This is a genomic window from Tessaracoccus lacteus, assembly GCF_029917005.1.
Lineage (GTDB): Bacteria > Actinomycetota > Actinomycetes > Propionibacteriales > Propionibacteriaceae > Arachnia > Arachnia lactea.
Window position 1 is genome coordinate 1,210,684 of sequence record NZ_CP123967.1, and the last position, 25,034, is coordinate 1,235,717.

Genomic DNA, 25,034 nt, shown 5'->3' on the forward strand with positions numbered 1-25,034 from the left:
GGGTTGTGTTGTTTGTCGCGTTTTTACCCCGTCGGCATGGCCCTTGTGGTTGTGTCGCGGTTTTTCTTTGAGATTGATTGATTGATTGATTCAGCCAGTTTTGGTTGTTTCTGTTTGTCAGTGTCTTCTTTTTGTTGACAGTGTTTTCCTGCTGGCCTTTGGGTTGGTGGGTGCTGAAATGTTTTCAACGGAGAGTTTGATCCTGGCTCAGGACGAACGCTGGCGGCGTGCTTAACACATGCAAGTCGAACGGTAAGGCCCTTTCGGGGGTACACGAGTGGCGAACGGGTGAGTAACACGTGAGTAACCTGCCCTTGACTCTGGGATAACATCTGGAAACAGGTGCTAATACTGGATATTCTGCGATGCCTGCATGGGTGTTGTTGGAAAGTTCCGGCGGTCAGGGATGGACTCGCGGCCTATCAGCTTGTTGGTGAGGTAGTGGCTCACCAAGGCTTCGACGGGTAGCCGGACTGAGAGGTTGACCGGCCACATTGGGACTGAGATACGGCCCAAACTCCTACGGGAGGCAGCAGTGGGGAATATTGCACAATGGACGGAAGTCTGATGCAGCAACGCCGCGTGCGGGATGACGGCCTTCGGGTTGTAAACCGCTTTCATCCATGACGAAGCGAGAGTGACGGTAGTGGGAGAAGAAGCACCGGCTAACTACGTGCCAGCAGCCGCGGTGATACGTAGGGTGCGAGCGTTGTCCGGATTTATTGGGCGTAAAGAGCTTGTAGGCGGTTTGTTGCGTCGGGAGTGAAAACTCAGGGCTTAACCCTGAGCCTGCTTTCGATACGGGCAGACTTGAGGAAGGTAGGGGAGAATGGAATTCCTGGTGAAGCGGTGGAATGCGTAGATATCAGGAGGAACACCAGTGGCGAAGGCGGTTCTCTGGACCTTTCCTGACGCTGAGAAGCGAAAGCGTGGGGAGCAAACAGGCTTAGATACCCTGGTAGTCCACGCCGTAAACGGTGGGTACTAGGTGTGGGGGACATTCCACGTTCTCCGTGCCGCAGCTAACGCATTAAGTACCCCGCCTGGGGAGTACGGCCGCAAGGCTAAAACTCAAAGGAATTGACGGGGCCCCGCACAAGCGGCGGAGCATGCGGATTAATTCGATGCAACGCGAAGAACCTTACCTGGGTTTGACATATGCCGGAAACATCTAGAGATAGGTGCCCCTTTTTGGTCGGTATACAGGTGGTGCATGGCTGTCGTCAGCTCGTGTCGTGAGATGTTGGGTTAAGTCCCGCAACGAGCGCAACCCTCGTCCTATGTTGCCAGCGGGTAATGCCGGGGACTCATAGGAGACCGCCGGGGTCAACTCGGAGGAAGGTGGGGATGACGTCAAGTCATCATGCCCCTTATGTCCAGGGCTTCACGCATGCTACAATGGCCGGTACAAAGAGCTGCGAGCCTGTGAGGGTGAGCGAATCTCAAAAAGCCGGTCTCAGTTCGGATTGGGGTCTGCAACTCGACCCCATGAAGTCGGAGTCGCTAGTAATCGCAGATCAGCAACGCTGCGGTGAATACGTTCCCGGGGCTTGTACACACCGCCCGTCAAGTCATGAAAGTCGGTAACACCCGAAGCCGGTGGCCTAACCCTTTTTGGGAGGGAGCTGTCGAAGGTGGGACCGGTAATTAGGACTAAGTCGTAACAAGGTAGCCGTACCGGAAGGTGCGGCTGGATCACCTCCTTTCTAAGGAGCTTTTGGCAGGCCGGCCCGTGTGGTTGGTTTGTTCAATTCACTTCAGTTCCGGGGCATGTGTTCCCGGCTGGAGGGTTCTGGTTGGTGGAACATTGACTGAGAGTCATCCCCCGTGAGTACAACCCGGTTTTCCGGGAGTGGGAAGTGGTGGGGTGGCTTGTTTGCACGTTGTTGGGTCCTGAAGGGTCGGTTACCTAGTTGGTGGCGCCTTCTTGCGGACCATTTGCCGGGCCTGGTCATCTGTTGGTGGCTGGTGTTGGTGGTGGGCTCGCTCGTTTTTTGAGAATTTCACAGTGGACGCGAGCATCTTTGTAGATTATTGACAAGCTACTAAGTGCGATCGGTGGATGCCTTGGCACCAAGAGCCGATGAAGGACGTTGTAACCTGCGATAAGCCTCGGGGAGTTGGTAAACAAGCTTTGATCCGAGGATGTCCGAATAGGGAAACCTTGAAATACCGGAGTCATGTCCGGCGACCTCTGCCTGAATGTATAGGGCAGTTGGAGGGAACGGGGGGAAGTGAAACATCTCAGTACCCTCAGGAAGAGAAAACAATAGTGATTCCGTGAGTAGTGGCGAGCGAAAGCGGAAGAGGCCAAACCTCAGTTGTGTGATAGCTGACAGGCGTTGCAGCTGGGGGGTTGTGGGGTCTCTCGGACCGTGCTGTTGAACGGTCGAAGAGTTAGAAATGGTTAGTGAAGTTGAAGTGTGCTGCGAAGGCCACAGCAGAGAAGGTAATACTCCTGTAGACGTAAGCTTTCCACTCTTGAGAGTGTCCCCAAGTAGGGCGGAACCCCTGAAATTCCGCTTGAATCTGGCAGGACCATCTGCTAAGCCTAAATACTCCTTGGTGACCGATAGCGGACAAGTACCGTGAGGGAAAGGTGAAAAGTACCCCGGGAGGGGAGTGAAATAGTACCTGAAACCGATCGCATACAATCCGTCGGAGCCCTTCGGGGTGACGGCGTGCCTTTTGAAGAATGAGCCTGCGAGTTAGTGGTACGTGGCGAGGTTAACCCGTGTGGGGTAGCCGTAGCGAAAGCGAGTCCTAATAGGGCGTTTGAGTCGCGTGCTCTAGACCCGAAGCGGAGTGATCTATCCATGGCCAGGTTGAAGCGACGGTAAGACGTCGTGGAGGACCGAACTCACTTGGGTTGAAAACCGAGGAGATGAGCTGTGGATAGGGGTGAAAGGCCAATCAAACTCCGTGATAGCTGGTTCTCCCCGAAATGCATTTAGGTGCAGCGTCGCATGTTTCTTACCGGAGGTAGAGCACTGAATGGTCTAGGGGGCCCAACAGCTTACCGAAATCAGTCAAACTCCGAATGCCGGTAAGTGAGAGTGCGGCAGTGAGACAGTGGGGGATAAGCTTCATTGTCGAGAGGGAAACAGCCCAGATCATCAGCTAAGGCCCCTAAGCGGTAACTAAGTGGAAAAGGATGTGGAGTTGCGGAGACAACCAGGAGGTTGGCTTGGAAGCAGCCACCCTTGAAAGAGTGCGTAATAGCTCACTGGTCAAGTGATTCTGCGCCGACAATTTAGCGGGGCTCAAGTTATCCGCCGAAGCTATGGCATTCAAATATTTTGACCGTAAGGTTGTTTGGATGGGTAGGGGAGCGTCGTGTGCGCGTTGAAGCGGCGGGGTGACCCAGTCGTGGAGAGCACACGAGTGAGAATGCAGGCATGAGTAGCGAATGACGGGTGAGAAACCCGTCCGCCGAATATCCAAGGGTTCCAGGGTCAAGCTAATCTGCCCTGGGTTAGTCGGGACCTAAGGCGAGGCCGACAGGCGTAGTCGATGGACAACGGGTTGATATTCCCGTGACCGGCGAAATATCGCCCCTGCCGAGGTGAGTGATGCTAAGCATGCGAGACATTTCTTCTGGTGGCCTTCGGGTCGTCGGGGTTGTGTTGAGTCTGTGATCCGATCTTATAGTAGGCAAGCTGCGGAGGGACGCAGGAAGGTAGCTCTTCCCGGGTATGGCTATACCGGGTCAAGTGTGTAGGGTGAGACGTAGGCAAATCCGCGTCTCATTGAGCCTGAGACATGATGTGTCCACACCTTTGTGGTGTGGTTAGAGTGATCCTATGCTGCCTAGAAAAGCTTCGTGAGCGAGATATGAGCCGCCCGTACCCTAAACCGACACAGGTGGATAGGTAGAGAATACCAAGGCGATCGAGATAATCGTGGTGAAGGAACTCGGCAAAATACCCCCGTAACTTCGGGATAAGGGGGACCTGATACGTAGTAGAACTTGCTTCGAAAGCGTTGAGGGTCGCAGAGACCAGGCCCAAGCGACTGTTTACTAAAAACACAGGTCCGTGCCAAGTCGAAAGACGATGTATACGGACTGACTCCTGCCCGGTGCTGGAAGGTTAAGGGGAAGGGTCAACACTTCGGTGTGAAGCCTTGAACTTAAGCCCCAGTAAACGGCGGTGGTAACTATAACCATCCTAAGGTAGCGAAATTCCTTGTCGGGTAAGTTCCGACCTGCACGAATGGAGTAACGATTTGGGCGCTGTCTCCACCACGAACTCGGCGAAATTGCATTACGAGTAAAGATGCTCGTTACGCGCAGCAGGACGGAAAGACCCCGGGACCTTTACTATAGTTTGGTATTGGTGATCGGTGTGACTTGTGTAGGATAGGTGGGAGACTGTGAAGCCCGGACGCCAGTTCGGGTGGAGTCATCGTTGAAATACCACTCTGGTCACTCTGGTTATCTAACCTAGGTCCATTATCTGGATCAGGGACAGTGCCTGATGGGTAGTTTGACTGGGGCGGTCGCCTCCTAAAAGGTAACGGAGGCGCCCAAAGGTTCCCTCAGCCTGGTTGGCAATCAGGTTTCGAGTGTAAGTGCACAAGGGAGCTTGACTGCGAGAGAGACATCTCGAGCAGGGACGAAAGTCGGGACTAGTGATCTTCTGGTGGCACATGGAAGCGCCAGGACTCAACGGATAAAAGGTACCCCGGGGATAACAGGCTGATCTTGCCCGAGCGTCCATAGCGACGGCATGGTTTGGCACCTCGATGTCGGCTCGTCGCATCCTGGGGCTGGAGTCGGTCCCAAGGGTTGGGCTGTTCGCCCATTAAAGCGGCACGCGAGCTGGGTTTAGAACGTCGTGAGACAGTTCGGTCCCTATCCGCTGCGCGCGTAGGAGTCTTGAGAAGAGCTGTCCTTAGTACGAGAGGACCGGGACGGACTAACCTCTGGTGTGCCAGTTGTTCCACCAGGAGCACGGCTGGTTGGCTACGTTGGGAAGTGATAACCGCTGAAAGCATCTAAGCGGGAAGCACGCTTCAAGATGAGGGCTCCCACAGAATAATCTGGTAAGGCCCCCTGTAGACCACAGGGTTGATAGGTCGGACGTGGAAGCACAGTAATGTGTGGAGCTGACCGATACTAATAGGCCGAGGGCTTGTCTTCTACAAAGATGCTACGCGTCCACTGTGTAATGTCTCGAACAACGATCGAGACAACCCCCGCACGCAATCCTTCCGGGTTGTGAGGGTGAGGGTTGTTCGTGGTACAGTTCAATAACTGTTTCGGTGGTCATAGCGAGAAGGAAACACCCGGTCCCATCCCGAACCCGGAAGTTAAGCTTCTCAGCGCCGATGGTACTGCAGCGGGGACGCTGTGGGAGACTAGGACGCCGCCGGACCAACACTTACAAGAGAGAGCACCCACCCCTCACCCGGGGCCGGGTGCTCTCTCTTTTTTCATGCTCCGACACACGCCCCCCGGGGGAAGCGAACATCGAAAAGTGGGCAGTGCCCGATTCTGGACGGTCCGGTCACGAGAATCGGACAACAATCTGGCGAGCTTCTTGACCGGACCCGGTGAGCAGATCCTCCTGCCCGCCGACGACGTCAGCGCTCACACACCCGGAATCCCTCGATGACAAGTGTGTCGTGCTCATCGTTTGACTCCTGACGTGTGGGCAGGGCGGTCAGAACGCTCGTCCAGCGGAGGTGATCGGCGTGCTAGGTCCGGAGTTCCCGCCAACCATCGAGGTCGTGGATGGCTATGCCGGCGAAGGTGGAGTCTCCGGTGTGGCTGAGTTGACCAGCCGCAACTCGCGGTCCATTGCTCGTCGCCCCTCCAGGGAGAAGGTCGCGTGGGCTCCCTCGCGTCATGGCCTTGTCTCGACCCCGAGCCGGTAGTGACGTCCGAGGGAGGTGAGGATCGATCGTGCCTCGCCCATGGCCTCGAGGATGGCCGGCGCACGGTCGCGGTAGGCGAGCACCGTCACCGCGTCGGCCTCCGCGGCCACCTGGCGGAAGGCCGGCCCATGCCGGACAGCAAGCCAACCGGGAGGTCGATTTCGGTGGGAAGACCAGTCCAGGAGCGAAGGGAACCGGTGCGCTTCTCGAGCCTCGCGAGCACGTTGGGCAGGCGTTGTGCGGTTTTCGGGGGCAGTCCGGGGAGAAGCGGGCAGTGGTCGATTTTCGGGATGGGTCTGCAACTGCTGGCGGTGGGCAGACCGGTGGCGCTCGGGAGCTCAGGCGAAGAGCGACGCGATCTCGGGATGGGCGGCGGTGTAGCCGGTCAGGAGCTTGGCGCCCAGGGCGGGGGAGTTCACAAGGGGGTGGATGCTGAAGCCCTCCCAGGCGCGGTTCTGCGAACCCGTGAGCGCCGCGTCCATGATGGCCGCCTCCGAGGCGCGGAGGGTCGCGATCCGACCCAGCTGGTCGAGCGCGAGCGGAGCGACCTGCTGTGGGTGGGGGCCGTCACCGTCGACGATGCACGGAACCTCGACGACGACGTCGTCCGGCAGCGCGTCGCTGACCCGACCCCGTGCGTGGGCGTTGCCGACGTCGAGGATCATGCGCTCCCGGCTGCCCGTCGCGATCGCGGTCATCAGGCGCAGCGCCACCTCCTGATACCCGCCCCCCGCGACGTCCTCCTCGCGACGGTCCTCGTCGCGGGCCTCGGCCATGTAGGTCTCCTCACGGTTGCGGAGCGCGGAGCGCCAGGTCTCCAGCGGGGAGTCGGTGCAGCAGGCGGCCTCGTAGAACCGTCCCTGCGTCGCGTGGAGGAACTCGCCGCGGGTCTGCCCGCCGTGGAGGATGCTGGCCACGGCCTCCTCGGTGTGCAGGTAGTAGTAGAGGTACTCGTTCGGCAGGGCCCCGGTCGCGCGGACCCAGTCCTTGCCGATCAGCCGCGCCTCCTCGATTTGGTCGAGCGCCGAGTCGTCGGCGAGGATCCCGCCGAGCCGCTCGACCCCGTCGATCCGGACGGAACGGAGCCAGCCGAGGTGGTTGAGTCCGATGTAGTCGTAGTCCACGCGTGCCTCTTCGGTCTGCAGGTCGACGCCCAGGAGGCGCGAGACCCGCTTCACCAGGCCGATCGGGGTGTCGCAGATGCCGACGACCCGGTCGCCGAGCACGCGGCGCATCGCCTGCGTCACGATGCCGGCCGGATTGGTGAAGTTGATCGTCCAGGCATCCGGAGCGACGCGGGCGATCGTTTCCGCCACGTGGTTCATGACGGGGATGGTGCGCAGGGCGTACGCGAGGCCGCCGGGCCCGATCGTCTCCTGGCCGAGGAGACCCAGGCCGAGCGCGACCCGCTCGTCCGCTATCCGCCCGGCGGCCCCGCCGACGCGGATAGCGGCGAACACGAAGTCGGCGCCGGTCAGGGACCGGGCGAGGTCGGTGCTGATCGTGACCCGCGGGCCGGCTGGGAGCTGCCTGATGATCCGTTCGATGGTGCGGAGCCGGTCGGTCGAGGAGTCATACAGCGTCACCTCGTCGATGAGTGGGCTGCCCGTGAGTGCTCCATAGACGAGGGGCACGCGGAATCCTCCGCCACCAAGGATGACCAGCTTCACTTCTCTTCCTCCACGTCGACGTCCCGCCAAGGGTATCGCCGCACTCATCGACGCGCGCAGCAGAGCCGCCGGCCTCAATCTGGCCCGGTCCGGCGTGCGATGGCCGGGGTGATGCTTGAAAAGTGGAAGGATGTGCACGAAACACCCGACCCAGGAGGATCCCATGCCACTGTTCCGACCCGCCCTGCGCGTGCTGGGTGGTGGGGCCCTCGCCGGCGTGCTGGCGCTCACCGCCTGCGCCCCCGGCGACAACTCCACCAGCTCCGCGCCCACCGCGTCCTCCCCGTCGGCCGTCTCGACGGACATCTCAGCCCTCGGGGATGTCGAACTGGTCGTGTGGGACCAGGAGGTCCGCGGCTCACAGAATGAAGCCCTCGAGGCGCTCAACGCCGCGTTCGAGGACACCTATCCGAACGTCACGATCAAGCGGACCAGCCAGGCGACCGATGACCTCAAGCAGCAGGTGACACTCGCTCTCGGCGGCACGGACGTGCCGGACATCGTGCAGGTCAACAACGCCCGCGGCGACATGGGGCAGTTCGTCTCGGCCGGCCAGCTCACCGACCTCACCGGGTACGCGGAGGCCTACGGCTGGACCGACAGGTTCACCGACTCGGTCCTGAGCAAGGTCCGCTACTCGTCGGACGCCACAACCTTCGGCGACGGCAACCTGTACGGGCTGCCGCAGACCGGCGAGATCGTCGGCATCTTCTACTCGCAGTCCAAGCTCCACGCCCTCGGCCTCGAGGCGCCGACGAGCTGGGACGAATACCTCACGGCCCTCGATACGGCCATGGAGGCCGGTGAGCAGCCGATGGTGCTCGGGAACCTCGACAAGTGGCCCGCCCTCCACGTCTTCGGCCCCCTGCAGAGCAACTTCGTCGTGGCCGACGACATCGTCGCGCTCGGCATGGGCAACGCGGGATCGACCTGGCTCGACGACGGCAACACCGCAGCCATGGAGCAGTTCGAGACGTGGGGCTCCGAGGGCTACTTCGGCTCCTCGCCCAACGGGACCGACTATGACGCCGCCTGGACGGCCTTCACCAAGGGCACCGGCGTGTTCCTGCCGGGCGGCAGCTGGCTTGCCACCGACATGGAGGCCGTGATGGGCGACGACCTGCACTTCATCACCCTGGCCGGCCTCGACGGCCAGGTCGTCACCACAGGCGGCACGGGCATCCCGTTCTCGATCCCGGCCAAGGCCGAGAATCCCGACGTCGCGGCCGCCTACCTCGACTTCATCACGTCGGACGAGGCGATGAAGATGATCGCTGACAACGGCGGCATGCCCGTCAACGACACCGCGGAGCTCGCTCCCGCCGACGGCGTCCAGAACGACATCTTCACCGCATTCGCGACGGTGTCCGAGACGGGTACGCTGCTGCCCTACCTCGACTACGCGACCCCGACCTTCTCCGACACGGCGGGCCAGGGACTGCAGGAGGTCCTCGGTGGGCAGCGTTCCGCGCAGCAGGTTCTGGAGGCCTTCGAGGATGACTACTCTGCCTTCGTCGGCTCCTGAGCGGCGCGCCCGGAGGCGGCCGTCGGCCGTCGCCGCTTCCCGGGCGACCCCGTACCTGTACCTGCTGCCCGCGCTGGTGGTCTACGCGGCCTTCATGCTGTACCCCCTCGTGCAGACGGCGAACTACTCCCTCTACGAGTGGAAGGGGTTCGGCCCCGCGACGTTCGTCGGCGCGCAGAACTACCTTGATCTGCTCGCCGACCGCGCCTTCCACGCCGCGATCTGGCACGCGCTGGTGCTCGTGTTCTTCTACGCCATCGCCCCGACCGCCGTCGGGCTGGTTCTCGCGTCGGTGCTGCGCCGCGGCCGGGTCAGGGGACTAGGGATCTTCCGGGCCCTGATCTTCCTGCCGCAGGTGATCGCGCTGGTGGTCGTTGCCGTGGCCTGGCGTCACATCTACGCCACCGACGGCACCCTCAATGCGCTGCTCGGCGCGCTGGGGAGCCACTCCGACATCGGCTGGCTCGGTGACGCCGACCTCGCGCTCCCCGCCGTCGGCCTCATCGGGTTCTGGCTCTCGACGGGGCTCGTCATGCTCATCCTGCTGGCCGGCATGCTCCGCATCCCGCGCGAGCTCTTCGAGGCCGCCCGGCTCGACGGGGCGTCGGCGGTGCAGGAGTTCTTCGCCGTGACGCTGCCGAGCGTCCGCGGCGAGATCGCCACCGCGCTCGTGCTGACGATCATCGCGGCGCTGAAGACGTTCGATCTGGTGTACATGACGACGGCGGGCGGCCCCGGCACGGCGACGACGGTGCCGAGCTACGAGGTGTTCAACCGCGCGTTCAACCACAAGAATGTCGGCTCGGCGGCCGCCGTCGCCGTCGTCCTGACGGTCCTGGTGTTCCTCATCAACGCCGCCGTCAGCCGCATCGGCGAGGAGAAGGACCGATGAAGGTCTCGGCGACGGAGAGGACGCTCAACTACGTGCTGCTGATCGTGTTCGCCGTCTTCGCCACCGCGCCGGTCGTGACGATCGTCCTGACGGCGCTCGGTCCGCAGCTCGGGGTTGCGACCGGTGGGCTGCACTGGGGGAACTTCGCCGACGCGTGGGCCCAGGGCGACTTCGGCGGCGCGCTGGCCCGCTCCCTCACCGTCGCGATGGTCGTCGTCACCGCCTCTCTGGTGCTGTCCATCCTCGCCGGTTACGCGTTCGGGACCATGCGCTTCCGAGGCGCCACCGCGCTGTTCTACCTGTTCCTGCTCGGCCTGATGATCCCGGCCGAGGCGATCGTCATTCCGCTGTTCTACACCTTCCAGTCACTCAGCCTCACCGACACGCTCTGGGCGGTCGCGCTCCCGCAGATCGCACAGTCGACGGCGTTCGGCACATTCTGGATGCGCACGCAGTTCCGGGCCCTGCCCGACAACCTGATCGAGGCCGCCGCGCTCGACGGGGCCACGAGCTGGCCTGCGCTGTGGCGGGTGGCAGCGCCGCCGCTCGTGCCGGCCATCTCCACCGTCGCGGTGCTGATGTTCATGTGGACCTGGAACGAGTTCCTGATCCCACTGGTCATGTCGCCGTCGCGGACCTGGGCGACCGCGCCGCTCGCCCTGAACATCTTCCAGGGTCAGTACACCGCGGACACCGCGCTGATGTCGGCGGCCGGCGTGATCATCGCCGCGCCGATCGTCGCGGCCTTCGTGGTCCTGCAGCGGTACTTCATCAACGGAATGCTGGAAGGGGCCGTCAGATGACCGTCCGACCTGAGCGCTGGGACCCGCTCGCGGATCTCCGGCGGGCCGACGACCCGCCGCTGGATGTCCTGACCAGCGGTCGGGTGTTCTTCGACATCATCTTCACGTCGTTGGAGCGCATGCCACGCCCCGGGGAGGAAATCTGGAGCGGAGGCCTCGGCTCGTGCCCGGGCGGCATCGCCAACCTGGCGACGGCCCTCTCTCGCCTGGGGCTCAGGACCGGCCTCGTCGCGGGATTCGGCGACGACGCGTATGCCGACTGGATGTGGAACACCCTGCGCGACCAGGAGCACATCGACCTCGACAGCTCGCCGCGGTTTCCACGGTTCCATACGTCGCTGACCGTCGCCATGTCGGTCGGCGGGGACCGGGCGATGGTCACCCACGGGCACGACCTCCCGACGCCGCTGGACGAGCGGATCCTCCAGGCACCCCGGGCGCGCGCCGCCGTCGTCGATCTCGGCGGGGAGACAGGCTGGTTCGCGGCCATGTCCGAGCGGGGCACGGCCCTCTACGCCGACATCGGCTTCGATGACTCGGGCCGGTGGGACCCTGCCGACCTCGAGCCGCTGCGGCACTGCCGCGCGTTCATGCCGAACGCCATCGAGGCGATGAACTACACCCGGACGGACTCGCCGCGTGCCGCGCTCAGGGCCCTCGGCGAACTGGTCGAGATCGCCGTCGTCACAGACGGTGCCTCGGGGGCCCATGCGGTGGATCAGGCGACGGGAGAGGAGTGCTGGTGCCCTGCCCTGCCGGTGACGGCGGTCGACCCCACCGGCGCAGGCGACGTGTTCGGGTCGGGATTCGTGCTCGGCACGCTGGCGGGCTGGCCTCTCGAGATCCGGCTCCGCTTCGCCACCCTCACCGCCTCGCTCGCAGTGCAGGAGTTCGGCGGATCACTCGCGGCTCCGGGGTGGGGCGACATCAGCGACTGGTGGTACCGACTCCGGGCACGGGTCCGCCACGGCGACGGACTGGCCGCCCGCACGGAGGCCCGCTACGGGTTCCTCGCCGACCTGCTGCCGCCGGGCCGGGTGCAGGGCGTGCGTCGCGCCCAGGCCACCTTCGGCATGCATCCCGATCTGCGCTGAACCGGAGATCCCCGGGCCAGGGGTAGCCTGCGGTCATGAGCGCCGGTGACGTGAGGGGCGCCACGAAGCGGGCGTCGCCCCCCGTGGACCGGCGGCCTCAGCCCGCGGCGGCGGCCAGCTCGCGGGCCACATGGCTGCGGGCGTGCGCGACGGCCTCGTCCAGGTCGTCGAACAGGTGCTCCGTCACCCGCAGCGAGTCGATCACGCCGACCCGGGTGGCCAGTTTCATGTGCGAGGCGCGGATGCCCTTGATGAGCACGGTGATGCCGCGCCCCTCCAGCGCGGTCACAAGCTCCGTGAGGGCCTGCGCGCCGGTGGCGTCCAGGATCTGCACCTGCGACATGCGCAGAACCACGACGCTGACCCCCTGTGTCGCCTCGACGCGCGCGAGTACACGCTCGGCCGCACCGAAGAACAGGGCCCCGTCGATCCGGAAGACCGCGATGCGTTCGTCGCCAGGCTGCGCCGGGCCGGGGAGCTCCTGCCGGTGCACGCCGCTGCTCTTTGCGAGCGCCCGCAGCGAGAAGAATGCGGCGGCCAGGATGCCGATCCCGACGGCGTAGATCAGGTCGACGCTCACCGTGACCAGCGCGGTGAGGACGAAGATGGCCGCGGCTGAACGGGTCGAGGTGAGGATGACCCGCATGGCGCGTACCGGCACCATCTTCACGGAGGTGACCATCAGCACCCCGGCGAGGGCGGCGAGCGGGATGGTGGCGACAGCCTGACTAGCCAGGTAGACGACGCCGAGCAGGACGACTGCGTGCACCACTGCGGCAAGGCGCGTGCGGCCGCCCGAGCGGATGTTGACCGCCGTGCGGGCGATGGCGCCGGTGGCCGGCATCCCGCCGAAGAACCCGGCTGCGATCGATGCCAGCCCCTGGCCGACGAGCTCCCGGTCGGCGAGCACCTGGCCGGTGTCCGAGATGGAGGCTGCCACCCGCGCGGACAGCAGCGACTCGATCGCGGCCAGCATCGCAACGGTGAACGCCGGGCCCAGTAGAGCGATCCAGGTCTCGAGCCCCGCCGTCGGCATCGACGGTGCTGGCAGTGCGTCGGGCAGTTCCCCGATCGTGGCCACCGGGAGTCGCAGCACGGCGGCGGCCGCGGCGGCCATCACGATGGCGATGATCGAGCCGGGGACGGCCCGCGTGATCCGCGGCGTGAGGAGCATGATGGCGACGACCAACGCGACGATGCCCAGCGTCCACCCGGCCACCGACCAGTCGATGCCGGGGGCTGCCTGGAGGGCTGCGAGGAACGCGTTGCTGCTCGGTCCCGCGGCCACGCCGAAGGCGGCGGGCACCTGCTGCAGGAAGATGATCACGGCGATGCCGAGCGTGAACCCCTCGATCACCGGCCAGGGGATGAAGGAGACCAGCTGTCCGAGCCTGCACAGACCCATCGCAAGGACCATGGCGCCGGCCAGCACGCACACAACGCCGAGGGCCCGGATCCCGTAGTTGGCGATGATCGGTCCGAGGACCACGACCATCGCACCCGTCGGCCCGGAGACCTGCACGTTCGACCCGCCGAAGACCGCCGCCACGATTCCGGCGATGATGGCGGTGATGAGGCCAGCCTCGGCGCCGGCGCCGGAGCTGACACCGAAGGCGAGGGCGAGGGGGAGCGCGACGATGCCGACGGTGACGCCCGCCAGGGCGTCCCTGCGCCAGGTGCGCTTCACATCGCGGTAGTCGTCCCGGTGGGGGAGCAGATCGACAAAGTGGCGCCAGAGTGCCGCGGTGCTCATCGCTGCTGGCCCAGGTCAGGAAGCGCTGCTGTTGAGGCGAGCTGCTCCTGCGTCGTGTGCAGCAGCTGCGCGAGCAGTCCGCGGGCCACGCTCAGCAGGTCCGCCACTTCCGGAAAGGAGAGGCGGTAGAACACCTGTGAGGCCCGGCGGTCCGAGACGACGAGGTTGTGGCGGCGCAGGACGGCCAGGTGCTGCGACAGGTGGGAGGCCTCGAGCCCGGTGTCTTCGATGAGCTGGGTGACCGACGCCTCGTCGGCCGCGGCCAGCACCTCGAGGATCCGCACCCGGACCGGGTGCGACAGCCCCTTGAAGAGGTTCGCCTTCACCTGGTAGAGGGGTAACTGTCCGCCGATTGAATCCACTGGGCCTCCTGGTCTGATGGAATGATCATATCGTCATATCGGCGTGGCCTGAACACAGGGTAGGCCGGTTGGACCGTCGCGCCACACTGGTGCCACGGGACTGGAGGTTGACGATGGATGATGCTCTGCTGCTGATCGCGGCTGCCGTGATCATCATTGTGGTCGTGTCGGTGGCCGCGAAGCGTTTCGGGATCGCCGCGCCGGTGGCGCTGGTGGTCGTCGGGCTGCTCGTCAGCCTGGTGCCGGGCGTGCCAACCGTTGCGCTCGAGCCGGAGTGGATCCTCATCGGAGTCCTCCCTCCGCTGCTCTACTCGGCCGCGGTCAACATGCCGACCACCGACTTCAGGCGGGACTTCGGCGCCATCGGAGCACTGTCCGTCCTGCTGGTGATCGCTTCGGCCTTCGCCTCTGGTGCCGTCATCTACTGGCTGCTGCCCGACCTCAGCTTCGCCTCCGCCGTCGCCCTCGGCGCCGTCATCAGCCCGCCGGACGCGGTCGCCGCCACCAGCATCGGCAAGCGTCTCGGCCTCCCGTCGAGGCTCGTGACCATCCTCGAGGGAGAGGGTCTCGTCAACGACGCGACCGCGCTGGTGCTCATGCGCACCGCCATCGCCGCGACGGCGGGCGGCATCTCGCTCGGCGGGGCGCTCGGCGACTTCGCGTACGCCGTTGTCGTCGCGGTGGTGGTCGGGTTCGTGGTCGGGGCCGTCAGCGTCTGGGGCCGTTCCACGGTCGACGACCCCGTGCTGACCTCATTGATCTCGTTCGTGGTGCCCTTCCTCGCCTACATACCGGCTGAGGAGTTGGGTGCCTCGGGGGTGCTCGCCGTCGTCGTCACGGGCCTCTTCACGGGCTCAACGAGCGTGAAGCACCTGACGCCGCACGACCGGATGGCGGAGCGCACGAACTGGCGCACCATCTCACTGATCCTCGAGTCCGGCGTGTTCCTCCTGATGGGGTTCCAGCTGATGGACCTCGTCGGCGACGTGATCGACGGCGGGTTGAGCGTCGGTCATGCGGTGCTCATAGGGATGGCCGCCACCGTGGTGCTGATCGCCGTGCGGTGCGTCTTCGTGATACCGCTCATGGCGTGGCTGCGGAACCGTCAGGACCGCAGCCGCGACCTGCTCGGCCGGATGGACGACTTCCGGGAACGGGTGGACGCGGCCCCGGACCACCCGCGCAAGGCCCAGGTCGAGCGACGGTTGGACCGTGTCGAGGCCGATGCGCAGTTCTACACAGAGCAGATGCTCGGCTGGCGCGGAGGGGCGGTCATCGCGTGGTCCGGGATGAGGGGAGTGGTCACGCTGGCGGCGGCCCAGTCGTTGCCGCACAGTTTCCCGTACCGCTCCGAGCTCACCCTGATCGCGTTCACCGTCGCCATCGTGACGCTGATCGGTCACGGGTCGACGCTGCCGTGGCTGATCCGGACCCTCGGTGTCCGCGGCGATGATGAGGCCCGGCAGCGCGAGGACTACGTCCGGCTCGTCGAGGAGTTGAGTCGCGCGACGTTGGATGCCCTGGACAGCGATGCCCTGAGGCGGGCCGACGGGTCGAGGTTCAGTGCCGAGATCGTCGAGCAGGCGCGGAAGCGCGCGCTCAAGGCTGACAGCAGGAAGTTCACCAAGGCCACCGAGGAGCTCAGTGATGAGCTGCGGCAGACCCTCGAACTACAGCGGATGATGGCCGAGGCCAGGCAGGAGGCGCTGCTCGAGGCCCGCAGCAAGGGGACCTACCGCTCGTCGACCATCCGCAGGGCGCAGGGCTTCCTCGATGCGCAGGCCACCAGGTTCGGGATCGTCGCGGAGTAGTCAGCCGACGAGCAGGACGCCGGCCAGCCCGATGCCGGAGACCAGAACGGTCGCGAGCGTGGCAAGAACGATGGGCCCCGGGCCGATCCGGGCGAGGATCCTCGCTCGTGCGCCGGTTCCCAGCGCGAACATCGCCGCGCACAGCAGCACGTCCTGGGCCTCCGCCGCCACCGGCACGACCGCTGCGGGCACGAGGCCGGCGGACCGCAGGGCCGCCGCGGCCAGGAATCCGATCACGAACAGCGGAACCACGGGTGGGTGGGCGCCGGTCGACGCGCCGGCGCGGCGCTGCAGGAGGGAGATCACGGCCAACGCCGGGGCGAGCAGGACGACACGGGCCAGCTTGACCACGACCGCAACGGCCAGGGCCGGGCCGCCGAGCGAGGCCCCGATCGCGACGACCTGAGCCACTTCGTGAACGGAGGCGCCCGCCCACATCGCCGTCGACTCCGGCGCCAGCCCCAATCGGGCGCCCAGCAGGGGCAGCACCGGGATCATGACGGTGCCGAAGGCCACCACGAGCCCGACGGCCGTGACCACCTCCTCCTCGTCCGCGTCCACGACCCCGTCGAGGGCCCCGATCGCGGCGGCCCCGCAGATGGAGAAGCCACAGGCGATCAGCAACGACTGGGAACGGCCGAGGCCGAGCCTCAGCCCCAGCCAGGTGGTGGTGGCGACGCCGACAGCCACGACCGCCGCGACGGTGAGCAGCATCCCCGAGCCCAGGGACGTGACATCGGAGAGCGTCAACCGCAGACCGAGCAGCACCACGCCGAGGCGCAGCAGCCGTCGCGAGGAGAACGCGATGCCCGGCGCGCAGGACGCCGGCAGCCGGACCGTGTTGCCCACGGCGATACCGAGGACCATGGCCACCAGGAGCGGGCTCAGCCCCGGCAACAACCTGCCCAGGGAGAGCGCCGCGACCGTGCCGCATCCGCAGAGCGCCAGTCCCGGCCAGGTGTTGAGTCTCCAGGAGGGGGTGGAATGTCGCAGCATGGGGTCAGTCTCACCGGCCGCGGTCCTGGACGGTAGCCCTCGATCCCGGGTGAGGGCATACGATTCCGATATGACCAGTCGGTGGCCGGACCTCGTTGCGTTGGAACTGCTGGCAGCGGTCGCGGATCAGGGCAGCATCGGGGCGGCCGCCCGCTCGCTGCGGATCGCGCAGCCCAATGCCAGCAGGGACCTGGCGGCTCTGGAGGCGCAACTCGGGGTCAGGTTGCTCGTCCGGCATCCCCGTGGTGCCCGCCTGACCCCGGAGGGGGAGCGGATCCTCGAGGCCGCCCGGCAGGTGCTCGCCGCGGCCGATGCTCTGATGACCGAGGCCGCCGCGACCAACGAGCAGCTGAGCGGACACCTGGACGTGGCCGCGTCCCAGACCATCGCCGAGCAGCTCCTGCCCGCCTGGCTGGCGGCTGCCCACTCTGCGAGACCGGGGCTCGAGGTGCGCCTCAAGGTCTGCAACAGCGAGGAGGTCTTCGATCTCGTCGAGGCCGGACGCTATGAGCTGGGGTTCGTCGAGACGCCCGAGGTGCGGCCCGGGCTCCGGTCGGCTGTGGTGGGCAGGGATGAGTTGGTGGTCGTCGTGCCGCCGACGCACCCGTGGGCCTCGGGCGGCCAGATCACGGCGACCGACCTCGCGGCTACCCGGCTGGTTCTCCGGGAACCGGGATCCGGCGGGCGGGCGACCCTGGATGCGGCGCTGCGGGATGAAGGCCCGGCGCGGGTCGCGCTGGAGCTGGGCAGCAACGCGGCCGTCCGTGAGGGAGTGCTCGCCGGGGCCGGGCCGGGGGTGATCAGCGAACTGGCTGCGCTGAGCGACCCCCGACTCGTGGTCGTGCCCACCGCGGGAGTACGGCTCGGAAGAGAGCTGAGAGCCGTGTGGCGCGGCAGGCCGACCGCCGCGGCCAGCTGGCTGGTGCGGCTGGCGGAGGGGGCGGCCCGGCGTCAGATCAGGTCGCCGGGTACGTAGAGGTCGATCCCCAGGCCGTGACTCACGATCACGGCGATGCCGTAGAGGATCGCCAGAATCACGATGGCGAAGCACAGGTACGCGACGATCCGGGCGACCGGATGCGGCTTGTGGTTGACGATGTCGGCGTCGCCGCCGACCCCGTACGAGAGCGCGCGGATGCCGAGCGAGAAGATGAGTGGCAGCCCGGCGCCGAGCACCATGCCTGCCAGGAGCACGTGGAAGCCGCCCTCGAGGGCGAGCCAGAGCTGGTTCATCATCGGGCGCTCCTGGCGGCTGCGGCGGTCTCGGGGGTACGGTCGGTGGCGTTCTCCACCCATTCGTCGTTGACGTTGCTGTGGTCGACGCGCGTGCGGCGCGAGTACAGGAACATCCACAGCGACAGGGCCAGCAGGATGGCGAAGACGACCAGCGCGCCGGCGAGCCCGCCGATCGTGTGGCCGACGAACCACGTCAGGGCGCCCATCGCTCCGGCCGCAGGGAGCGTGATACCCCAGGCCATCAGCATGCGCAGCGCCACGTTCCAGTTGACCTTGGCGCCGCGCTTGCCTACTCCCGACCCGAGGATCGATCCCGTGGCGACGTGCGTCGTCGACAGCGCGAATCCCAGGTGGCTGGAGGCAAGGATGACCGCGGCGGAGGAGGACTCTGCCGCCATGCCCTGCGGCGCGCTGATCTCGACCAGCCCCTTGCCGAGCGTACGGATGATGCGCCAGCCACCGATGTAGGTGCCCAGCGCAATGGCGAGAGCGCAGGCGAGCTTCACCCAGAACGGGACCGCGGTCAGGTCGGTCCAGGCGCCGGTGGCGATCAGGGCGAGGGTGATGATGCCCATCGTCTTCTGCGCGTCGTTGGTGCCGTGCGCCAGTGAGACCAACGAGGCCGACCCGATCTGTCCCCAGCGGAAGCCGGACTCGCGGTACTTGTTGGCGACGCCCTCGGTCACCTTGTAGACGAGCCAGGTGCCGACCGTGGCGATCGCGATGGCGATGAACGGAGACATCAGGGCGGGGAGGATGACCTTGCCGACGACGCCGTCCAGCTTGGTCCCGTCGCCGACCCACTTCACGCCCTCCACGCCGAGGCCGGCGATGGTCGCGCCGATGAGGCCGCCGAACAGGGCATGCGAGGAACTGGACGGCAGGCCGAGCAGCCAGGTCAGCAGGTTCCAGACGATCGCTCCGACCAGGCCCGAGAGGATGATCAGCAGAAGCGACATGCCGCCGTCGGCGATCAACTCTGCGCGGGGGGAGCCGTCGTCGGCCTGGATCCGTACGACCGCGTTCGTCACGGTGAGGGCGACCTGCACCGAGAGGAACGCGCCAACGAGGTTCAGAACCGCCGACAGCGCGACCGCCGTCTTGGGGCGGAGCGCACCGGTCGCGATGGATGTGGCCATCGCGTTCCCGGTGTCATGGAATCCATTGGTGAAGTCGAACGCCAGAGCGGTGACGACGACGAGACATAGCACGACCAGTTCAGGGGGCACCCTCCTAGTCTGCTCCCTCAGGGCCTCATCCGCGACATCGGGGGTCAGGTTACTGCCCGGTTACTGAGCGCTGCGCCGATCAAACGCGCAGTCGTGGCGGGCTTTGTCGAACCGGTGAGACTGTCGGAGCCGCCGTCTAGCCTGGGGACACCATGAGGAGCCCAACCACCCGTCCCGTATGCCTCGAACACAGGGGATTCCACGTCGAGGTGACCCGCAAGGACGTCAAGACGCTGCGGCTGCGCGTCCAGCGCTACACCGGGGAGATCCGGCTCAGCGTGCCTCGGCGCGCGCCCATGTCGACGGTCTACGCCTTCCTCGACGCCAACCTCGACTGGCTGGCCGACGCGCGCCATCGCATGCAGTCGGTCGAGCATCCGGCGGAGAAGCGGCTGTCGCAGCTGACCCGGGTCGCGCTCTGGGGCAGCGAGCTCGAGCTCGAGGTCCGACAGGGTCCCCGGGCCACTGCGACCCGTAACCCGGACGGCAGCCTGCTCCTCACCGGGCCCGACGACGCCGGTCTCCGCAGGGCGCTGGACGCGTTCTACCGCCGGGAGCTCGGCCGCCTCGCCGAGGGGATGCTGGCCGCCTGGCAACCGGTGGTCGACCGCGAGGCCTCATCGCTGAAACTGCGCCGCATGTCGACGCGGTGGGGCACCTGCAATGTCCGCTCGCGGGCAGTCACGCTGAACCTGGCGCTCGCCGAGCGGGAACCCGACCTGCTCGAGTACGTCGTGGTCCACGAACTCACGCACCTGAGGGTGGCGGACCATGGGCCGGACTTCCAGTGGTTCATGGGGATGTACCTGCCCGACTGGAAGCAGCGGCGCCGGCGCCTGAACAGCCGCGCCGCGGACGCCGTCTGACGAGGGACCCGAGCGTGTTGTGCGGCTCCCCGGTTCGACGCAACGTATGCTCCACATGTCCACCGACGTCTTCTTCCCCGAGGTCTGTGTCGTGAGAGTCCACTGGAAGTACGCCGCCGCATCCGTCGCGGTCGCCCTGATCGCCGCGCTCAGCGGGTGCGCCCCCGATCCGGAGGCCGTGCCGGCCGAGCCGGTCGCCGGGACGAGCGTCGCTGTCGCCTCCACCCCGCCCGCCACCTCCACGCCCACGCCGTCTCCGACGCCGAGCGCGGAGGAGTCCGTGACGGCGATCCCGGACGCCACCGAGACGCCGACGCCGACCCCCACGTCGGCCGCGCTGCTGCAGGAGGGTGACGACTCCGACGAGGTCCGTGAGCTCCAGCACCGGCTGCTGCAGTTGCAGTGGTACGAGGGCGACATCACATCCACGTTCGACGAGAAGACGCGCCTGGCTGTCGAGGGGTTTCAGACCAAGCGGGGGTTCAATGCCACCGGGGAGGTGGACCAGGAGACCTGGGACAAGCTCGTCGACATGACCCGGCAGCCGACCGACGACGAGATGCACAACATCCTGCGCGCCGGCCCCGCGCTCTTCTCGAAGGGCGACAGCGGGGACGAGGTCAAGGAGATCCAGGCCAGGCTGAAGCAGATCGCCTGGTTCTCAGGTGACATCACGGGAAACTACGGGGATGTCACAGTGGAGGCGGTCAAGGGATTCCAGAGGAAGCGGGAGATCCCTGTCACAGGTGAGGTCGACCAGCGAACCCTCGACCGCCTTGATGCGATGACCCGTACCCCGACCACGGACGAGCTGAACAACGTGGTCACGACGGCTTCGTCCACGTCCATGACGCTTGATGACCGGTGTCTCACCGGGCGTGTCATCTGCATCTCCAAGGCCCAGCGCAAGCTGGCCTGGGTGGTCGATGGCCAGATCTCGATGGTGGTCGACGTGCGGTTCGGTTCCGAGCTCACGCCCACCCGCAACGGTGTCTTCTCCGTGAACTGGAAGTCACGGGACCACGTGTCGAGCCTGTACCACACGTCCATGCCCTATGCGCTGTTCTTCAGTGGTGGCCAGGCGGTGCACTACTCGTCCGACTTCGCGGCGCGAGGGTACAACGGCGCCTCGCACGGCTGCGTGAACGTCCGCGACAAGGCCGCCGTCGCGAAGCTGTTCGACCTCGCACAGGTCGGCGACAAGGTCGTGGTCTACACGGGCTGACGAACCTGGACCCTGGTCGCACCCTGGCCAGACCCCGGGCCGAGCCGGTTGCGGAGGCCTGTCGGATACGATTCCCAGGTCAGCCAGCGCCCAGGAGGCCAGTTGTGGATCCCATGATCTTCGTCGCGATCGGCATGCAGGTCGTGTCGTCGTTCCTCTTCGCGAGTGGGGCGATCCTCCAGAGCCTCGGCGTCCACAGCACGTTCGCTTCGGGTCGTTCGGCCTCCAGCAACAGGCTTTCCCTGAGCGGGCTCCTTTCGCTGTTCCTGATCCCGAAATGGCTCCTCGGCCTGCTGTTCGTGCTCGTCGGGGCCGGCATCCATCTCGTCGCCCTGTCGTTCGCGCCGGTGGCCGTCGTGCAGCCGGTCGGTATCCTCGCCGTCCCGTGGTCCGTCCTGCTCGCCTCCCGCATTCACAAGCACCAGATCACGCGGAAGCTGTGGCTCGCCGTCGCCGTGACCATCCTCGGGGTGATGGGCTTCACGGTGTTCTCCGCGAAGTATGCGACGGGGGAGAAGGAACTCACCTTCCCGCCGATGGTCTCCGCGTTCGTCATCGTCTGCATCGTGTGCGCCGTGATGTCGTTCTTCGCCATGCGCGCAGCACCCTGGGCCAAGGCGATGCTGTGGTCCGCCGTGGGCGCAACGTTCTACGGACTCGCCTCCGGTTTCATGAAGGCCGCGATGCTGCTCTACCAGCATGGTCACCCGCTCACGGGCTGGCACATCGTCGCGACCATCGCCATGATGATCGCCTGCTACGGGCTCGGGGTGTGGATGATCCAGCAGGGCTACGCCTCCGGGCCCGCGGAGATCACCGTCGGCACCATGACGACGGTCGATCCTCTCGTCGCGGTGCTGTTCGGGCTCATCGTGCTCGGCGAGGGCGCCGACCTGACGGTTGCCTCCATCATCGGCATGGTCGTCTTCGGTGCGGTGGCGGTCTACGGGGTCGTGATGCTGAGCAAGGACCACCCCGACGCCATCGAGGAACGCGAGAAGGCCGAGGCAGCGGCAGGGACCGCCGGGGTGAGCTGAGGGACGTTCAGCCCTTCACGGGCAGAGCGTTCAGGGCGATGCGCCCCGACGGCGTCGTCAGGACGATGGTCGAGTCGGCCCTGGGCATGATGAAGGTCACGTCCCCTTCGAACGGTGCGTCCTCGGAGGCGCTGAATGCGCCGGGGTCGACGGGGTCGTAGCTCGCCCTGGTGTCGTTGGTGAAGGCGAACAGCGCGAAGCTGTACTCGCCGCCCGTCACCTCGACCCGGACCCGCAGGTTCAGCTGGTCCTCACCGTCCCACGAGGCGGACACGATCTCGAAGATGCCGTCGCCGTTGCCCTCGAACGGGATGTAGTTGCCCGTGCGGGTGGCCGTCTGGGCCGCCGTGGCCACGCTGGCGGACGGGCTGACCGTCGAGGTGGCCTGCGGCCCCCCGAGGAACAGCATGCCCAACACCACCGCGGCCACGATCACGATGGCGCCGACGACGTACCAGATCCTCTTCGGCGAGCCCTTGGGTGGCTCCGGGTCCCAGGCAGGCTGCGTCGCACCGCCCGGCTGCTGACCGAACGGCTGTCGAGGGTCGCGCGCGGGAGCGTCATGGAACTGCTGCGGGCGCCAGTTCGGGTCCTGCCTCGCCCACGGCGAGCTGTTCTGGTTGCCCTGGCCGGGCCACTGCGCGTTGCTCATGATGCGGCCAGCGTACTGGCCTGTGTCCACAGGGCCGTACGAAGTTGGGCCACACGGACCCCTAACCGTCATCACGGACACATGAACCCTGTCGTCATCCGCGGAGCCAGCCGCGAAGAGATCCTGGCCGCACCTCCCGTCCTGCTCGGCTTTCACCCGCGTGAATCGGTCGTCCTGCTGCTTCTGGACGCCGGCGTGGTCGCATGCTGCATCCGCGTCGACCTCGACTGGTTCGCGCACGACTTCTACCCTGTCGCCTCCCAGCTGGAGCGCGCCGCCTCCCAGGTGCCGGCGGCTGCACTCGTCCTCATCGGGTACGGTGCCGACGAGGACGGTGTGCGGCTGGCCATGGACGAGCTGCTTGCGGTCGTCGGTCACGGCCGACGGACGGACGAGTTCCTACTGCGGGATGGCAGCTTCCTCTGCCTGTGCGGAGACTGCGAGGAGGCGCCGTTCCAGTTCGAGAACACCGGTCTTGCCGCGCAGGCCGTCTATGAGGGGATCCGGATCGAACCGGACAGGGACACCGCGGTCGCGCCGGTGCTGCTGCACCATCCCGTCGGCGACGAAGAGGCCCTGCGCGCGCTCGAGGAGGTCGCGGTCCTCCCCGAGCGTCGGGCGATGCGGCTCACGAGGGAACTGGCCGAGCGACCTGGCCCGCTGACCGCCCACGAGGCGCTCATCCTCGGCACGCTGCTCGGGGACGAGGAGCGTCAGTCGGCCCTCGCCCAGCGACTGCTCGGCCGCTCCGTGGGACCGGAGATCGGCGACCGCATCTGGGAGCACCTGGCCCAGGCGAGGGCCGTGGTGCCGGACCACCTCGTGGGAGATGTGCTCGGGCTGCTGGCGCTGGGGTCCTGGACCACGGGCCGGGGCGCGGCGCACAGCTGCTGCCTCGAGCAGCTGGCACTCATCGACCCCTGGAACCCGTTCGGTCTGTTCGCGGCCCAGGTGCACCGCGAGGCGACGTCGCCGCGCACTTTCCGGGCCGGACTCAGGCCGAGGTGAGCGATGCCGGTAGGGTGCAGCCATGCGTTTCGTCGTATGTGGTGAGGCCCTGATCGACCTCATGCCCCAGGAGGTGCTCTCGCCGGAGGAGAGCCTGTGGGTCGCGCGTTCCGGTGGGGGGCCGCTCAACTCCGCGGTGGCCCTCGCGAAGCTCGGGTGCGACACCCATTTCCTCGGCCGGCTGAGCACTGACGCGTTCGGGAGGCAGCTGTCGGCGCACCTGGCATCGGCCGGCGCCCAGCTCGACCTGGCCGTCACCACCGACGACCCGACGACCATGGCCGTCGTCAGCCTCGACGACGAGGGCAAGGCCACCTACGCCTTCCACTTCGAGGGCACCACGAACTTCAACTGGCGACCCGAGGAGTTCCCCACCCTCGCCGGGGACGACTGGCTGCACCTCGGCTCCATCGGAACCATCATCGAGCCGGGCTTCCGGCACATCCGTGACTTCGTGAACCAGACCGAGGCGACCGTCAGCTTCGACCTCAACGTCCGCCCCTCGACGTTGCCCGACCGCGCCGAGTACTTCGCACGGATCTCCGACCTGATGGCCGCGGTGGGCCGCAACGGCGGCATCGCCAAGGCCAGCGACGAGGACATCGCCTGGCTCGTCGACGACGACTCGGATCCGCTGGCCTACGCTGGCACGTGGGCCGAGGAGTTCGGGCTCTCCCTCTTCATCGTCACCCTCGGCTCCGACGGTGTGGCCGCGGTGAAGCCCGATGGCAGGGTCGTCCGGGTCCCCGGGCGGCGCGTCGAGGTCGTCGACACGGTCGGTGCGGGGGACACTTTCATGGCCGGGTTCCTGTCGGCGTATGCGGAGGACCCCTCCGACGTGGAGGGTGCGCTGGCCCGGGGCGCGGCCGCCGCCGCGATCGTCTGCACGCGCCAGGGGGCCAAGCCCCCGACCGCCGCAGAGGTGGACGCACTGCTCGCGTCCTAACGGGTGGGCCCGCGGCTCTCCGACTAGGGACGCCGCGGCGCCGCGCGGT

General features: G+C 66.2%; 19 protein-coding genes and 3 rRNA genes. 14 read left to right on the top strand and 8 right to left on the bottom strand.

Features of this window, described 5'->3' with window-relative positions; genetic code table 11:
- Positions 1–184 precede the first annotated feature (184 nt).
- From QH948_RS05460 to rrf, 3 genes are all read left to right on the top strand, one after another.
- Positions 185–1,706 (top strand): 16S ribosomal RNA (locus QH948_RS05460).
- 329 nt (positions 1,707–2,035) lie between these two features.
- Positions 2,036–5,143 (top strand): 23S ribosomal RNA (locus tag QH948_RS05465).
- A 118-nt stretch (positions 5,144–5,261) separates the two neighbouring features.
- Positions 5,262–5,378 (top strand): 5S ribosomal RNA (gene rrf / locus QH948_RS05470).
- The 16S, 23S and 5S rRNA genes sit together here, the layout of an rRNA operon.
- Before the next feature lie 471 nt (positions 5,379–5,849).
- Here the strand turns inward: rrf and QH948_RS05475 are convergent.
- Together QH948_RS05475 and QH948_RS05480 are read right to left on the bottom strand one after the other, a co-directional pair.
- Positions 5,850–5,990 carry a hypothetical protein gene (locus QH948_RS05475; protein ID WP_281145846.1) on the bottom strand — a complete coding sequence of 47 codons (141 nt, stop codon included), beginning with the start codon at positions 5,988–5,990 and terminating at the stop codon, positions 5,850–5,852.
- A gap of 228 nt (positions 5,991–6,218) precedes the next feature.
- Positions 6,219–7,550, bottom strand: coding sequence for a family 4 glycosyl hydrolase (locus tag QH948_RS05480; protein ID WP_281145847.1), 1,332 nt, complete (start codon positions 7,548–7,550; stop codon positions 6,219–6,221).
- Between the two features lie 163 nt (positions 7,551–7,713).
- On the opposite strand from QH948_RS05480, the gene QH948_RS05485 reads away from it, so the two are divergent.
- The 4 genes from QH948_RS05485 to QH948_RS05500 are packed head-to-tail and all read left to right on the top strand — an operon-like array spanning position 7,714 to position 11,864.
- The gene (locus QH948_RS05485) at positions 7,714–9,075 is read left to right on the top strand and encodes an ABC transporter substrate-binding protein (protein WP_281145848.1); all 1,362 of its coding nucleotides are present in this window, start codon (positions 7,714–7,716) and stop codon (positions 9,073–9,075) included.
- Positions 9,047–9,967: a carbohydrate ABC transporter permease gene (locus tag QH948_RS05490; RefSeq protein WP_281145849.1), complete on the top strand. Its 921-nt coding sequence runs from the start codon at positions 9,047–9,049 to the stop codon at positions 9,965–9,967. The genes QH948_RS05485 and QH948_RS05490 overlap by 29 nt, the downstream gene beginning before the upstream one ends.
- The gene (locus tag QH948_RS05495; RefSeq protein WP_281145850.1) at positions 9,964–10,770 is read left to right on the top strand and encodes a carbohydrate ABC transporter permease; all 807 of its coding nucleotides are present in this window, start codon (positions 9,964–9,966) and stop codon (positions 10,768–10,770) included. The genes QH948_RS05490 and QH948_RS05495 overlap by 4 nt, the downstream gene beginning before the upstream one ends.
- Positions 10,767–11,864: a carbohydrate kinase family protein gene (locus tag QH948_RS05500; RefSeq protein WP_281145851.1), complete on the top strand. Its 1,098-nt coding sequence runs from the start codon at positions 10,767–10,769 to the stop codon at positions 11,862–11,864. Before QH948_RS05495 ends, QH948_RS05500 begins: the two co-directional genes overlap by 4 nt.
- A gap of 97 nt (positions 11,865–11,961) precedes the next feature.
- Here the strand turns inward: QH948_RS05500 and QH948_RS05505 are convergent, their stop codons facing one another.
- Together QH948_RS05505 and QH948_RS05510 are read right to left on the bottom strand one after the other, a co-directional pair.
- The gene (locus tag QH948_RS05505; protein ID WP_281145852.1) at positions 11,962–13,617 is read right to left on the bottom strand and encodes a SulP family inorganic anion transporter; all 1,656 of its coding nucleotides are present in this window, start codon (positions 13,615–13,617) and stop codon (positions 11,962–11,964) included.
- On the bottom strand, positions 13,614–13,943 hold the full coding sequence (locus tag QH948_RS05510) for an ArsR/SmtB family transcription factor (RefSeq protein WP_281145853.1): 330 nt from the start codon (positions 13,941–13,943) through the stop codon (positions 13,614–13,616). The genes QH948_RS05505 and QH948_RS05510 overlap by 4 nt, the downstream gene beginning before the upstream one ends.
- 149 nt (positions 13,944–14,092) lie before the next feature.
- On the opposite strand from QH948_RS05510, the gene QH948_RS05515 reads away from it, so the two are divergent.
- Positions 14,093–15,790 carry a cation:proton antiporter gene (locus tag QH948_RS05515; RefSeq protein ID WP_281145854.1) on the top strand — a complete coding sequence of 566 codons (1,698 nt, stop codon included), beginning with the start codon at positions 14,093–14,095 and terminating at the stop codon, positions 15,788–15,790.
- Here the strand turns inward: QH948_RS05515 and QH948_RS05520 are convergent, their stop codons facing one another.
- Positions 15,791–16,786: a YeiH family protein gene (locus QH948_RS05520; RefSeq protein ID WP_281145855.1), complete on the bottom strand. Its 996-nt coding sequence runs from the start codon at positions 16,784–16,786 to the stop codon at positions 15,791–15,793.
- 70 nt (positions 16,787–16,856) lie between these two features.
- Between QH948_RS05520 and QH948_RS05525 the strand changes: the two genes are divergently transcribed.
- The gene (locus QH948_RS05525; RefSeq protein ID WP_281145856.1) at positions 16,857–17,762 is read left to right on the top strand and encodes a LysR family transcriptional regulator; all 906 of its coding nucleotides are present in this window, start codon (positions 16,857–16,859) and stop codon (positions 17,760–17,762) included.
- On the opposite strand, the gene QH948_RS05530 is transcribed toward QH948_RS05525, so the two are convergent.
- The gene (locus QH948_RS05530; RefSeq protein WP_219080196.1) at positions 17,738–18,022 is read right to left on the bottom strand and encodes a hypothetical protein; all 285 of its coding nucleotides are present in this window, start codon (positions 18,020–18,022) and stop codon (positions 17,738–17,740) included. The two genes, QH948_RS05525 and QH948_RS05530, sit on opposite strands and share 25 nt — an antisense overlap.
- Positions 18,019–19,251 (bottom strand): inorganic phosphate transporter, encoded by a 1,233-nt coding sequence (locus QH948_RS05535; protein ID WP_281145857.1) that lies wholly within the window; start codon positions 19,249–19,251, stop codon positions 18,019–18,021. Before QH948_RS05535 ends, QH948_RS05530 begins: the two co-directional genes overlap by 4 nt.
- 152 nt (positions 19,252–19,403) lie before the next feature.
- On the opposite strand from QH948_RS05535, the gene QH948_RS05540 reads away from it, so the two are divergent.
- The 3 genes from QH948_RS05540 to QH948_RS05550 all read left to right on the top strand — a co-directional run bounded on the left by QH948_RS05540 (position 19,404) and on the right by QH948_RS05550 (position 22,379).
- A complete protein-coding gene (locus QH948_RS05540) occupies positions 19,404–20,117 on the top strand; it encodes a M48 family metallopeptidase (protein ID WP_281145858.1) in 714 nt (237 codons plus the stop codon).
- A gap of 55 nt (positions 20,118–20,172) precedes the next feature.
- Positions 20,173–21,342 (top strand): L,D-transpeptidase family protein, encoded by a 1,170-nt coding sequence (locus tag QH948_RS05545; RefSeq protein WP_281145859.1) that lies wholly within the window; start codon positions 20,173–20,175, stop codon positions 21,340–21,342.
- A 104-nt stretch (positions 21,343–21,446) separates the two neighbouring features.
- Complete coding sequence (locus QH948_RS05550; RefSeq protein ID WP_281145860.1) at positions 21,447–22,379, top strand: DMT family transporter; 933 nt, start codon at positions 21,447–21,449, stop codon at positions 22,377–22,379.
- Between the two features lie 7 nt (positions 22,380–22,386).
- Here QH948_RS05550 and QH948_RS05555 read toward each other — a convergent pair whose 3' ends face one another.
- A complete protein-coding gene (locus tag QH948_RS05555) occupies positions 22,387–23,031 on the bottom strand; it encodes a hypothetical protein (RefSeq protein WP_281145861.1) in 645 nt (214 codons plus the stop codon).
- 81 nt (positions 23,032–23,112) lie between these two features.
- Here QH948_RS05555 and QH948_RS05560 point away from each other — a divergent pair, with 81 nt between their 5' ends.
- Together QH948_RS05560 and QH948_RS05565 are read left to right on the top strand one after the other, a co-directional pair.
- Positions 23,113–24,039, top strand: a complete 927-nt coding sequence (locus QH948_RS05560; protein WP_281145862.1) for a DUF4192 family protein — start codon at positions 23,113–23,115, stop codon at positions 24,037–24,039.
- 22 nt (positions 24,040–24,061) lie between these two features.
- Complete coding sequence (locus QH948_RS05565; RefSeq protein ID WP_281145863.1) at positions 24,062–24,985, top strand: PfkB family carbohydrate kinase; 924 nt, start codon at positions 24,062–24,064, stop codon at positions 24,983–24,985.
- Positions 24,986–25,034 lie beyond the last annotated feature (49 nt).